Annotated in this window: 10 protein-coding genes; 3 read left to right on the forward strand and 7 right to left on the reverse strand. The window is 69.7% G+C overall.

Going from position 1 to position 12124, the window contains the following annotated elements; all coding sequences use genetic code 11:
• From AC07Q9_RS22825 to amaB, 4 genes are all read right to left on the reverse strand, one after another.
• Positions 1–1674, reverse strand: coding sequence for a thiamine pyrophosphate-binding protein (locus AC07Q9_RS22825; protein WP_495311888.1), 1674 nt, complete (start codon positions 1672–1674; stop codon positions 1–3).
• A 29-nt stretch (positions 1675–1703) separates the two neighbouring features.
• On the reverse strand, positions 1704–2921 hold the full coding sequence (locus AC07Q9_RS22830) for a pyridoxal phosphate-dependent aminotransferase (protein ID WP_495311889.1): 1218 nt from the start codon (positions 2919–2921) through the stop codon (positions 1704–1706).
• Entirely contained in the window at positions 2918–3826 is a 909-nt protein-coding gene (locus tag AC07Q9_RS22835) for an amino acid ABC transporter substrate-binding protein (RefSeq protein ID WP_447740294.1), read from the reverse strand. Before AC07Q9_RS22835 ends, AC07Q9_RS22830 begins: the two co-directional genes overlap by 4 nt.
• A 100-nt stretch (positions 3827–3926) precedes the next feature.
• Positions 3927–5465: an L-piperidine-6-carboxylate dehydrogenase gene (gene amaB, locus AC07Q9_RS22840; RefSeq protein WP_495311890.1), complete on the reverse strand. Its 1539-nt coding sequence runs from the start codon at positions 5463–5465 to the stop codon at positions 3927–3929.
• A gap of 181 nt (positions 5466–5646) precedes the next feature.
• Between amaB and AC07Q9_RS22845 the strand changes: the two genes are divergently transcribed.
• Entirely contained in the window at positions 5647–5922 is a 276-nt protein-coding gene (locus tag AC07Q9_RS22845) for a GIY-YIG nuclease family protein (RefSeq protein ID WP_489060200.1), read from the forward strand.
• Here the strand turns inward: AC07Q9_RS22845 and tet are convergent.
• Positions 5919–7145 carry a Tet(A)/Tet(B)/Tet(C) family tetracycline efflux MFS transporter gene (tet, locus tag AC07Q9_RS22850; protein WP_495311891.1) on the reverse strand — a complete coding sequence of 409 codons (1227 nt, stop codon included), beginning with the start codon at positions 7143–7145 and terminating at the stop codon, positions 5919–5921. The two genes, AC07Q9_RS22845 and tet, sit on opposite strands and share 4 nt — an antisense overlap.
• A gap of 77 nt (positions 7146–7222) precedes the next feature.
• Here tet and tetR point away from each other — a divergent pair, with 77 nt between their 5' ends.
• On the forward strand, positions 7223–7867 hold the full coding sequence (gene tetR, locus AC07Q9_RS22855; protein ID WP_495311892.1) for a tetracycline resistance transcriptional repressor TetR: 645 nt from the start codon (positions 7223–7225) through the stop codon (positions 7865–7867).
• A 6-nt stretch (positions 7868–7873) separates the two neighbouring features.
• Here the strand turns inward: tetR and AC07Q9_RS22860 are convergent, their stop codons facing one another.
• Together AC07Q9_RS22860 and AC07Q9_RS22865 are read right to left on the reverse strand one after the other, a co-directional pair.
• A complete protein-coding gene (locus tag AC07Q9_RS22860; RefSeq protein WP_495311893.1) occupies positions 7874–9508 on the reverse strand; it encodes a GMC family oxidoreductase in 1635 nt (544 codons plus the stop codon).
• Between the two features lie 67 nt (positions 9509–9575).
• A complete protein-coding gene (locus AC07Q9_RS22865; protein WP_495311894.1) occupies positions 9576–11093 on the reverse strand; it encodes a CoA-acylating methylmalonate-semialdehyde dehydrogenase in 1518 nt (505 codons plus the stop codon).
• Positions 11094–11179: 86 nt separating this feature from the next.
• On the opposite strand from AC07Q9_RS22865, the gene AC07Q9_RS22870 reads away from it, so the two are divergent.
• A complete protein-coding gene (locus tag AC07Q9_RS22870; RefSeq protein WP_495311895.1) occupies positions 11180–12097 on the forward strand; it encodes a LysR family transcriptional regulator in 918 nt (305 codons plus the stop codon).
• Positions 12098–12124 lie beyond the last annotated feature (27 nt).

Below are 12124 nucleotides of genomic sequence, written 5' to 3' on the forward strand. Positions count from 1 at the left end.
TCAGTTCGCGGCCAGCGCCGCCTTGCGGATCGACGCCAGCGTGCTCGCGGGCGTGATCGCCTCCGGGTCCAGCAGGCAATGCAGGATCGCCGGCTTGCCGCTGGCACGCGCACGCGCCAGTGCGGGGCCGAATTCTTCCGTCGTGGTCACGCGCTCGCCGTGGCCGCCGAACACCTCGGCGTAGCCGCGGAAGTCGGGGTTCTTCAGCTGCGTGGCGCTGATGCGGCCGGGGTAGTGCTTTTCCTGGTGCATGCGGATCGTGCCGTACATGCCGTTGTCCAGCAGCACCACGAGGATCGGCAGCCCGTACTGCACGGCGGTCGCGAACTCCTGGCCGTGCATCATGAAATCGCCGTCGCCTGCGAACACGACCACCTCGCGCTCGGGCCACAGCCGCTTGGCGCCGACGCCGGCGGGCAGGCCGTAGCCCATCGAGCCGCTGGTCGGTGCGAGTTGGCTCGCGAACGCGCGGAACGGCCAGAAGCGGTGCACCCAGGTCGCGAAGTTGCCCGCGCCGTTGCAGAAGATGGTGTCGGCCGGCAGCACCGCGCGCAGGTGCTGCATGACCTCGCCCATCTGCAGCGGGCCGGGAATGCGGACCGCGGCCGGGTCGCTCCAGCACAGGAAGTCTTCGCGCGCGGTCTTCGTCTCGGCCTGCCACACGGGCGGTGACGCCGGACGCAACGCGGACACCGCTTCGGCGAACGCCTGCGGCGTGGCGTGGATGCCCTGCGTCGGGCGATAGAGCTTGCCGAGCTCGTCGGCATCGGCGTGCACATGCACCAGCGCCTGCTTCGGCTGCGGGATCGCGAACAGCTCATAGCCCTGCGACGGCACTTCCGACAGACGCCCGCCGACCAGCAGCACCAAGTCCGCATTGCGGATGCGTTCCAGCATGCGCGGGTTGGCGCCGAGCCCCAGGTCACCCGCATAGCAGGGGTGCTCGGCGGACATCAGCATCTGGCGGCGGAACGAGCAGTACACGGGCAGCGCATGCGCCTCGGCGAACTGCGCGAACTGCTGCGTCGCGGCTTCCGACCAGCGGCTGCCGCCCAGGATGACGACGGGGCGCTGCGCCTGCGACAGGCGCTGCTGCAGCTCGGCGATCTGTGCCGCGCCCGGATGCGTTTCGGTGACGGCATACGGCAGCGCATCGGCCACCACGGCGGCTTCGGTCAGCATGTCTTCGGGCAGCGCGATCACCACCGGACCGGGCCGGCCCGAGGTCGCGACATGGAAGGCGCGCGACACCAGCTCGGGCACGCGCGCCGGATCGTCGATCTGCACGACCCACTTGGCCATCATGCCGAAGACCGCGCCGTAGTCCAGCTCCTGGAAGGCCTCGCGGCCCATCGCGTCGCGCGCGACCTGGCCGACGAACAGCAGGAGCGGCGTCGAGTCCTGGTGCGCGATGTGCACGCCCGCCGCCGCGTTGGTGGCGCCGGGGCCGCGCGTGACGAAGCAGATGCCGGGCTGGCCCGTGAGCTTGCCCTGCGCCTCGGCCATCATCGCCGCGCCGCCTTCCTGCCGGCACACCGTCACGTCGATCGATGCGTCGTGCAGCGCGTCGAGCACGGCCAGGAAGCTTTCGCCGGGCACGCAGAAGAGTTGCTTGACGCCGTGGGTGATGAGCTGGTCGACCAGGATCTGGCCGCCGGTGCGGGAGGAAGTCATGAGGGTTCCAGTGGAATGAAGAGGAGAGGTCAGGAGAGCGCGGCGCAGGCGGCGGCGATGCGCGCGCACGCATCTTCGAGCTGCGCCATCGACGTCGCATACGAGATGCGGAAATACGGTGCGAGCCCGAAGACGCTGCCCGGCACCACCGCCACCTCGAAATCCTGCAGCAGGTAGCGGCAGAAGTCGCTGTCGGTCTGCAGCAGTGCGCCGCTGCGGGCGCGCTTGCCGAGCACGCCCGCGCAGCTTGCGAAGGTGTAGAAGGCGCCCTCGGGCACGCGGCAATGCAGGCCCGGCGTGCGGTTGAGCGCGGCCACGACGACATCGCGGCGCTGTTGAAAGGATGCGCAGCGCTCGGCCACGATGCCCTGCGGCCCGGTGAGCGCCTCGATCGCCGCAGCCTGGCTCACCGACGACGGGCACGAGGTCGACTGGCTCTGCACCACGGCCATCGCCGCGATCAACGCGCGCGGTCCCGCGCCGTAGCCGACACGCCAACCAGTCATCGCATAGGCCTTCGACACGCCGTTCACCGTCAACGTGCGTTCGCGCAAGCGCGGCTCCACCGCCACCGGCGTTGCGAACGCGAGGCCGTCATAAAGGATGTGCTCGTAGATGTCGTCCGCCAGCACCCAGACGTGGGGATGGTCGAGCAGCAGGTCGGTGATCGGCTTCAGTTGTGCCGCGCTGTAGGCCGCACCGCTCGGGTTCGACGGCGAGTTGAGAAACAGCCAGCGCGTGCGCGGCGTGATGGCCGCCTGCAGCTGCGCGGCGGTCAGCCGAAAGCCGTTCTCTTCGCCGCACGCCACCGACACCGGCACGCCGCCGCAGATCTGCACGATGTCGGCGTACGAGGTCCAGTACGGCGCGGGCAGGATCACTTCGTCGCCTGGGTTCAAACTCGCCATCAGCGCATTGAAGATCACCTGCTTGGCACCCGCGCTCACGCTGATCTCGTCGAGCGCGAAGTCCAGCGCGTTGTCGCGCTTGAACTTCAGTTGCACGGCCGCCTTCATCGCCGGGCTGCCGTCGAGCACCGTGTAGCGCGTGTCGCCGCGCGCAATGGCCTGCGAGGCCGCATGCCGGATGTTCTCGGGCGTGTCGAAGTCGGGCTCGCCCGCGCCCAGCACGATCACCGGGCGGCCGGCGCGCTTGAGCGCCTGCGCGTGGTCGGTGATGCGAAGGATCTCCGAGACGTGGATGGCGCGCACGCGTTGCGCCGGCGAGAACACGGCGGCGTCTGTCACTTGGCGTAGGTCTCCAGCGGCTTGTCGTTGGGTTCGAGAATCAGCTGCTTGAGCGCGGGGCTCATCGGCAGGTTGAGGCTGGTGTTCTTCGGCGGGATCGCGGCCACGAACCACTTGGTGTAGATCTTCTCGAGCTCGCCGCTCTTCATGAGCTTGCGCAGCGAATCGTCCACCGCCGCCTTGAAGGCCGGGTCGTCCTTGCGGAACAGCAGCGCGATCGGCTCGGAGCCCAGCGCCTCGCCGGTGATGCGGTAGGCCGTGGGGTTCTTCGAGTTCGCGATGATGCCGGCGAGCAGGTTGTCGTCGAGCACGAAGGCATCGGCGCGGCCCGACTCCATGAGCAGGAAGCTCTCCAGGTGGTCCTTGCCGAGCATGGTGTTGTACGAGACGTTCTGCGCGCGCTCGCGCTTGCGCAGCAGCTGCACGGCGGTGGTGCCGGTCGAGGCCGACACGTTGCGGCCCGCGAGCTGGTCGAGCGTGGTGATGCCCGAGTCGACCTTGGTCGCCATGCGCACTTCGCTCACGTACGTGGTGAGCGCGAAGGCCACCTGCTGCTGGCGCGCGGTGTTGTTGGTGGTGGGGCCGCAGCCGATGTCCAGCGTGCCGTTCTGCACCAGCGGGATGGTGTTCTGCGCGGTCACGGCCATGTACTCGAGCTTGGCGTTGGGCGTGATGTCCTTGAGCACGCGCTCGCAGAGCTCGACGTGGTAGCCCACGTACTTCTCGCCCGCGCCCAGCATGTAGGCCATGGGCGGCGAGGCTTCGCGCACGCCGAGCACGACCTTGCCGCTCGCCTTGATCTTGTCGAGCGTGCCGCCCGTGGGCGCCTGCTGCGCGGTGGCGGTGGTGCCGAAGGCGAGCGCAAGCAGCGCGGCGGTGGCGAGGGTCTTCAGTTGCATCTTCATCTTTGCTGTCTCCTGGTGGTTTTTCTGGGGGGATAGGTGCGGCCGCTGCCTGGCCGCTGCGGCGAAATGCCGCGCAGCAGGCACCATGGACCGGGGTTGTTCAGTCGCCGATATCGAAGGTCACGCCCTGCGCAAGGGGAAGTGCCGTCGAGTAATTGATGGTGTTGGTGGCGCGGCGCATGTACGCCTTCCAGCAGTCCGAGCCCGCTTCGCGCCCGCCGCCGGTTTCCTTCTCGCCACCGAAGGCGCCGCCGATCTCGGCACCGCTCGGGCCGATGTTGACGTTGGCGATGCCGCAGTCCGAACCCGCGCTGGACATGAAGCGCTCGGCCTCGCGCACATTGAGCGTGAAGATCGACGACGACAGGCCCGCGCCCACCGCGTTGTGCCATTCGATGGCTTCGTCGAGCGAGCTGTAGCGCACCACATAGAGGATGGGCGCGAAGGTCTCACGCAGCACCGGGCCGGCGTGCGACTTCAACGCCACCAACGCCGGGCGCACATAGAACGCGTCCGGCGTGCCGATGCCCTCGACGCGCTGGCCGCCGTGCACCGTGGCGCCGGTCTCGCGGCTTTCGTTCAGGGCCTTCTGCATGCCGTCGAAGGCCGCGCGGTCGATCAGCGGACCGACCAGCGTGCCGGCCTCGCGCGGGTCGCCCACCTGCACGTTGCCGTAGACCTTCACGAGCTGGGGCACCAGCTGGTCGTACACGCTCTCGTGCACGAACAGGCGCCGCAGCGTGGTGCAGCGCTGGCCGGCCGTGCCCATGGCCGCGAAGGCGATGCCGCGCAGCGTGAGGTCCAGGTCGGCCGAGGGCGTGACGATGGCGGCGTTGTTGCCGCCCAGTTCGAGGATCGCGCGGGCGAAGCGCGCCGCCAGCTTCGGGCCGACCTGCCGGCCCATCGCCGTGGAGCCGGTGGCCGAGAGGATCGGCACGCGGGGGTCGTCGACCAGCACCTCGCCGATGTCGCGTCGGCCCAGCAGCAAACCGAGCAGGCCTTCGGGCGCGTCGCCGAAACGCTCGATGGCGCGCTGCGCGATGGCGTGCACGGCCAGCGCGGTGAGCGGCGTCTTCTCGGACGGCTTCCACACCACCGGGTCGCCGCACACCAGCGCGAGCGCCGCGTTCCACGACCACACGGCCACGGGAAAGTTGAAGGCCGAGATCACGCCGCACACGCCCAGCGGATGCCAGGTTTCCATCATCCGGTGCTCGGCGCGCTCGGTGGCCAGCGTGAGGCCGTAGAGCTGGCGCGAGAGGCCGACCGCGAAGTCGCAGATGTCGATCATTTCCTGCACTTCGCCCGCGCCTTCGGACGGGATCTTGCCGGCCTCCAGCGTGACGAGGCGGCCCAGGTCGCGCTTGGCGGCGCGCAGCTCTTCGCCCAGCAAACGCACCAGTTCGCCACGGCGGGGCGCCGGCACCAGGCGCCAGGCCTTGAAGGCCTCGTGCGCGCGGCCGATGGCGCCGGTGGCTTCCACGGCCGTGGTCTGCGGCACCTGCGCGATCACCTCGCCGCTGACCGGCGAGCGCACCGTGAGGTCGCCGCCGGTGTGGGCGGTGCGGGGCACGCCCAGGCGATGCAGCAGTTGCTCGACCTCGGCGGGGAGGGACACGGGGGTCTGGGCTTCTGGCATGGACGCTCCAGGGAGAAGGAAGGACAGAAGAAGAAATGCGACGGCGGGAACGGGCCAATATGTGCGAAACCCGCGCCCTTGCCTAGCGAAAAATTGGAAGGACTTGGTGCGTTTTGCGAATGAACTTCGCGGCGACACCTTCCTTCAACGCACGACAAACGCCCACCCGCACAATGCGCACGTGCCCCGAAAACCGCCCGATCCCTCGCCGCCCCGACCCTATTGGCTCTACCTGCTGGAATGCGAAGGCGGCGTGTACTACGCGGGCATCGCGCTCGACGTGGAGCAGCGCTTCTTCCAGCATGTCTTCGGGCTGGGCGCCAAGTTCACGCGCGCGCGTCCGCCGCAGCGCGTGCTGGCGGCGCGCCAGTACCCCGACAAGGGCGCCGCGCTCCGGGCGGAGATCGCGCTCAAGGCGCTGCCTCGCGCCCGCAAGCTGGCGTTCTTCGAGAGCTAGCCCCCCGCCGCAGGCGACCTGCGCAGCATCACCGGCAGGCACAGCAGATAGAGCACGGCGCCGGCCAGCCACACGATGCCCGGAAAGCGCACGCGGAACGCGAAGTAGACCGCGCTGATCACCAGCGGCCCGACCACCGAGGCCAGGCTGGAGAGGCTCGCGAGCACGCCCTGCAGCCGCCCCTGCTCGGCCTCGCCCACGCGCCGCGAGAGCGTCGCCTGCAGCGCGGGCTGGCCGATGCCGCCCATGCACAGCAGCGGCAGCAGCGCGAGCGCCATCCAGCCCTGCGTGGCGAAGGCGATCAGCGCGTAGGCCGTGCAGTCGGCCAGCGTGCCGAGGGCGATCGCCGCGCGCTCGCCCCAGCGCTCGACCACCGGGCCCGCCACGAAGCCCTGCACCAGCGCATGCAGCAGGCCGAAGCACGCGAGCGACAGGCCGACCGTGGTGGCGTTCCAGGCGAAGCGGTCCTCGCCGTAGAGCACCCAGGTCGTGCCGGCGACCTCGCCCACCATCACCAGCACCCCGAACACGCCCAGGATCGGCAGCAGCGCGGGAATGCCCATGGCCCAGCGCAGCGGCGCCAGCGGATGCAGCACGCCGCGGTCGAAGGGCCGGGCCGCGAGCGCCGGCGGGCGCGACTCGCGCAGCACCAGCAGGCCGACCAGAAAGGTGATGCCGTTGAGCACCGCGGCGGCCACGAACGGCAGCCGCACGCCGTGGTCGCCGAGCACGCCGCCGATGGCCGGCCCGGCGATGAAGCCCAGACCGAAGCAGGCGCCCATGCGGCCGAACCAGCGCGCGCGCTGCTGCTCGGGCGTGAGGTCGGCGATGGCCGCCGAGGCCACCGCCATGCTCGCGCCCGTCATGCCCGCGAGGGCGCGGCCCACGAACAGCATCCACAGCGAGGGCGCGAAGGCCATGAAGAGCGCGTCGATCGCCGCGCCCGCCACCGACACCAGCAGCACCGGGCGACGGCCGAAGCGGTCGCTCAGCGCGCCGAGCACGGGCGCGCACAGGAACTGCATCAGCGCGTAGAGCGACAGGAAGGCGCCGAAGCGCCAGCCGAGGTCGCCGGTGTGGCCGACCTCGCGCAGCAGGCCCGGCACGATGGGCATGACCAGGCTGATGCCGACGGCGTCGAGCGTGACGATCGCGAGGATCACCGCCTGCGCGTGGCGCCCGCCCGCGACGGCGGACGGAGAAGAAAGATCAGAATTTATCATTGATAAGGAATTATCAGCGATAAATTCCAGGCTGTGAAGCACCCCTCATTCGCCCGACTCCGGGCACGCACACCGACATGAAACTGGACAGTGAAGTGATCCTCGAAGCCGCGCTCGCGCTGCTCGACGAGGTCGGCATGGACAAGCTCAGCACCCGGCTGCTGGCCGAGCGGCTCGGCGTGCAGCAGCCTGCGCTGTACTGGCATTTCAAGAACAAGCGCGCGCTGCTCGACGCGATGAACCGCGAGATCCTGCGCCGCGCGCACGACCGCCGGCTGCCGCTGGAGGGCGAGTCGTGGGAGACCTTCCTGCGAGAGAACGCGCGCAGCTTCCGGCGCGCATTGCTCGCGCGGCGCGACGGCGCACGCCTGCATGCCGGCTCCGAGCCCGACCCGGGCGACCTCGAGATGGTGGAAGCCCAACTGGCCGCCGTGGTCAGCCGGGGCCTGCCGGCGACGCAGGCGATGGCGCTGCTGATCGCGCTGGGCCGCTACACCGTGGGCTGCGTGCTCGAGGAGCAGGCCGCGCCGCCCGATGCGGAAGTTCGGCAGCAGGCGCTCGATGCCGCCGCAGCCTCGCGCCCGCTGCTGGCCGAGGCCTTCGCCAGCTACCGCAAGGCAGGCCCCGATGCGATGTTCGAGGTCGGCGTGGACCTGATGCTCGAAGGCGCAAAGGCGCGCCTGGAGGCCGACACCAAGAGCCGCGCCACGCCGCGCCGCTGAGCCGCCTCAGCGGTTGCGGTTGTCTTCCAGAATCCAGCCCGCCGCCTTCTCCGCCATCATCAGCGTCGGACTGTTGGTGTTGCCGCTCGTGATGGTGGGCATCGCGCCCGCATCGACCACGCGCAGGCCGCGCACGCCGCGCACGCGCAGGCGCGCATCGAGCACCGCCATCGGGTCGCCGTCGGCGCCCATCTTGGTGGTGCCGACCGGGTGGAAGATGGTGGTGGCGATGTCGCCGGCCAGCCGCGCGAGGTCTTCGTCGGTCTGGTACTGCACGCCGGGTTTCCACTCCTGCGGCTTGTACTTCGCGAGCGCGGGCTGCTGCGCGATGCGGCGCGTCACGCGCAGCGAATCGGCCGCGACCTTGCGGTCTTCCTCGGTGCTCAGGTAATTGGGCGCGATGGCGGGCGCGTCTTCGAAACGCGCGCTCTTGATGCGCACCGAGCCCCGGCTCGTCGGGTTCAGGTTGCACACGCTCGCGGTGAAGGCCGGGAAGCTGTGCAGCGGCTCGCCGAAGGCGTCGAGCGACAGCGGCTGCACGTGGTACTGGATGTTGGGCCACGCGCGGTCGGGCGAGCTGCGCGTGAAGGCGCCCAGTTGCGAGGGCGCCATGCTCATCGGGCCGCTGCGTTTCAGCAGGTATTCGAGACCGATCTTCGCCTTGCCGACCAGCGACGAGGCCAGCACGTTGAGCGTGGGCGCGCCCTCGATCTTGTAGACCGCACGGATCTGCAGGTGGTCCTGCAGGTTGGCGCCGACGCCGGGCGCGTCCAGCGCCACGTCGATGCCGTGCTGGCGCAGCAGATCGGCCGGGCCGACGCCCGACAGCTGCAGGATCTGCGGCGAGCCGATGGCGCCCGCGCTCAGGATCACTTCGCACTCGGCGTGCGCCGTGGTCATCTCGGTGCCGTCCCACACTTGCGCGCCGGTGCAGCGTTTGGTGCCGTCGGGCAGCGTCTCGAACAGCAGGCGCGACACCTGCGCGCCGGTCCACAGCTCGAAGTTGGGGCGGCCGTAGCAGGTGGGCCGCAGGAAGGCCTTGGCGGTGTTCCAGCGCCAGCCGTTCTTCTGGTTGACCTGGAAGTAGCCCACGCCTTCGTTGCTGCCGCGGTTGAAGTCGGCGGTGTGCGGCACGCCGGCCTGCACGGCCGCGTCGGCGAAGGCGTCGAGGATGTCCCAGCGCAGCCGCTGTTTCTCGACACGCCATTCGCCGCCCGCGCCGTGCATCTCGTCTGCGCCGAGGTAGAAGTCTTCGTGCTTGCGAAAGGCCGGCAGCACGTTCTCCCAGCGCCAGCCCTCGTCGCCCGTGAGTTCAGCCCAGTGCTCGTAGTCGCGCGACTGGCCACGCATGTAGATCATGCCGTTGATGCTCGAGCAGCCGCCCAGCGTCTTGCCGCGCGGATAGCGCAGCGTGCGGCCGTTGAGGCCCGCATCGGGCTCGGTGTTGTAGAGCCAGTCGGTGCGCGGGTTGCCGATGCAATACAGGTAGCCCACCGGAATGTGGATCCAGTGGTAGTCGTCCTTGCGGCCGGCCTCGATGAGCAGCACACGCTTGGTCTTGTCGGCGCTCAGGCGGTTGGCGATGAGCGAGCCGGCGGTGCCGGCGCCGATGATGATGTAGTCGAAGGTGGTGTCGCTCATGGCGGCTGGCTTTTTGTCTCTCGTTGTTCTTCGGATGGAAGCAGCGCCGCGCGTACGGCGCCCCTTTTTACTTCGCGGTGGGCATTACGAACTCGGCGCCCTTGCCGATGCTCTCCGGCCAGCGCTGCATGATCGACTTCTGCTTCGTATAGAAGCGCACGCCCTCTTCGCCATACGCGTGCATGTCACCGAACAGGCTCTTCTTCCAGCCGCCGAAACCATGCCAGGCCATCGGCACCGGGATCGGCACGTTGATGCCGACCATGCCGACCTGGATGCGGCGGCCGAACTCGCGCGCCACGTTGCCGTCGCGCGTGAAGCAGCTCACGCCGTTGCCGAACTCGTGCGCGTTGATGAGGTCCACCGCCTCCTTGAAGGTCGCGACGCGCAGGCAGCCCAGCACGGGGCCGAAGATCTCTTCCTTGTAGATGCGCATCTCGGGCGTGACGTGGTCGAACAGCGTGCCGCCCATCCAGAAGCCGTCGCCGCAGCCTTCGCCCGCGGTGTTGCCGTCGAACTGGCGGCCGTCGACCAGCAGCTTCGCGCCTTCCTTCTCGCCCTGCGCGATGTAGCCGGTGATGCGCTCGTGCGCGGCGCGCGTGACGATCGGGCCCATCTCGGCCGCAAGGTTCTCGCCATTGAGCACCTTCAGCGTCTTCGTGCGCTCGATGAGCTTGGGCAGCAGCCGGTCGGCCACGTCGCCCACCAGCACCGCGACACTGATCGCCATGCAGCGCTCGCCGGCCGAGCCGTAGCCGGCGCCGATGAGGGCGTCGACGGCCTGGTCGATGTCGGCGTCAGGCATGACGACCATGTGGTTCTTCGCGCCGCCCAGCGCCTGCACGCGCTTGCCGTGGCGCGCGCCGGTCTCGTAGATGTAGTTGGCGATGGGCGTGGAGCCCACGAAGCTCACGGCCTTGACATCGGGGTGCTCCAGCAGCGCGTCGACCGCAGCCTTGTCGCCCTGCACCACGTTGAACACGCCGTCGGGCAGGCCGGCCTTCTTGAGCAGCTCGGCCATCAGCAGCGACGGGCTCGGGTCGGTCGGGCTGGGCTTGAGCACGAAGGTGTTGCCCGCGGCGATGGCCACCGGGAACATCCACATCGGCACCATCACCGGGAAGTTGAAGGGCGTGATGCCCGCGACCACGCCCAGCGGCTGGCGCAGCGTCCAGTTGTCGATGCCGGTGCTCACCTGGTCGGTGAAGTCGCCCTTGAGCAGCTGCGGAATGCCGCAGGCGAACTCGACGATGTCGATGCCGCGGCTGACCTCGCCCTGCGCGTCGGTGAAGACCTTGCCGTGCTCGGCGGTGATGAGGTGGGCGAGCTCGTCCTTGTGCTGGTTGAGCAGCTCCAGGAACTTGAACATCACGCGCGCCCGGCGAATGGGCGGCGTGTCGGCCCAGGCCGGGAACGCGGCCTGCGCGGCGGCCACGGCGGCCCCGACCTGCGCGGCGTCGGCCAGGCCGACCTTGCCGGTGACGGCGCCGGTGGCGGGGTTGGTCACGTCCTGCGTGCGGCCGGAGGTGTTGGCGGCGGGGGCGCCGGCGATGTGGTGGTCGATATTTCGGGTGCTGATGGACATGTGCGGGTCTCCTGAAGGCAATTTGGCCCAATCCACGAAGAGAAAGCCAATGAATTCGCGTCGATGGCGCTATAAATCAGTCTTATATGACTACGTCGTCGATGGACCTCCAGATTCTGCGCGCCTTCATCCTGGCGGCGCGCGAGGGCAACGTCTCGCGCGCTGCCGAAAAGCTGCACCTCACGCAGCCCGCGGTGAGCCTGCAGCTCAAGCGTTTCGCGGAAGAAACCGGGCTGGTGCTGTTCACCCGCACGCCGCACGGGCTGGCGCTCACGGCCGACGGCGCGGCCATGCTGCCGCAGGCCGAGCGCGTGCTGGCGGCCGTGGGCGACCTGCAGCAGGCCGCGCGCAACCTGCAGGTCACGGTGCGCGGGGCGCTGCGCATCGGCACCATCCTCGACCCCGAGTTCACGCGACTGGGCGTGTTCCTGCGCGAGCTGGTCGAGGCCGCGCCGCAGATCGAGACCGAGCTGCGCCACGGCATGAGCGGCAGCGTGCTGGCGCAGGTGCTGCGCGGCGAGCTCGACGTGGGCTTTCACCTCGACCCCGGCAATCCGGACGACACACCCGACGCCGCCGCGCCGGCGCCGCTGGCGGTGCGCACGCTCACCCGCTTCAGCTACCGCGTGGTCGCGCCGGCCGGCTGGGGCCCGCAGGTGCTGGGGCGCGACTGGAAGGCGCTGGCCGCCCTGCCCTGGCTCGCCACGCCGCCCGAGTCGGCGCACCACCGTTTGCTGGAACGCGTGTTCGGCCCGCTCGGCCTGGCGCCCCGGCGCGTGGCGCTGGTCGACCAGGAGGCCTCGATGCTCGACCTGCTGAAGTCGGGCGTGGGCCTGAGCCTGGTGCGCGACTCGATCGCGATCCGCGAAAGCCAGGCCCACGGCCTCGTGCTGGCCGACCGCGTGCGGCTGGATTGCGCGCTGCGCTTCGTCTCGCTGGCCGCGCGCCGCGACGAGCCCGTGATCGCCAGCGCATGGAACGCGCTGGCCCGCGCCTGGAGCTGAAGGGTTCCTGAAAAAAACGGCGTCTGG

The organism is Variovorax sp. GW821-FHT09A10 (assembly GCF_059418385.1).

Bases quoted from the DNA above. Each gene is read 5' to 3' on its own strand.
- AC07Q9_RS22825 (WP_495311888.1), bottom strand. From the start codon at position 1,674: ATGACTTCCTCCCGCACCGGCGGCCAGATCCTGGTCGACCAGCTCATC.
- AC07Q9_RS22835 (WP_447740294.1), bottom strand. From the start codon at position 3,826: ATGAAGATGCAACTGAAGACCCTCGCCACCGCCGCGCTGCTTGCGCTC.
- amaB (WP_495311890.1), bottom strand. From the start codon at position 5,465: ATGCCAGAAGCCCAGACCCCCGTGTCCCTCCCCGCCGAGGTCGAGCAA.
- tet (WP_495311891.1), bottom strand. From the start codon at position 7,145: ATGATAAATTCTGATCTTTCTTCTCCGTCCGCCGTCGCGGGCGGGCGC.
- tetR (WP_495311892.1), top strand. From the start codon at position 7,223: ATGAAACTGGACAGTGAAGTGATCCTCGAAGCCGCGCTCGCGCTGCTC.
- AC07Q9_RS22860 (WP_495311893.1), bottom strand. From the start codon at position 9,508: ATGAGCGACACCACCTTCGACTACATCATCATCGGCGCCGGCACCGCC.
- AC07Q9_RS22865 (WP_495311894.1), bottom strand. From the start codon at position 11,093: ATGTCCATCAGCACCCGAAATATCGACCACCACATCGCCGGCGCCCCC.
- AC07Q9_RS22870 (WP_495311895.1), top strand. From the start codon at position 11,180: ATGACTACGTCGTCGATGGACCTCCAGATTCTGCGCGCCTTCATCCTG.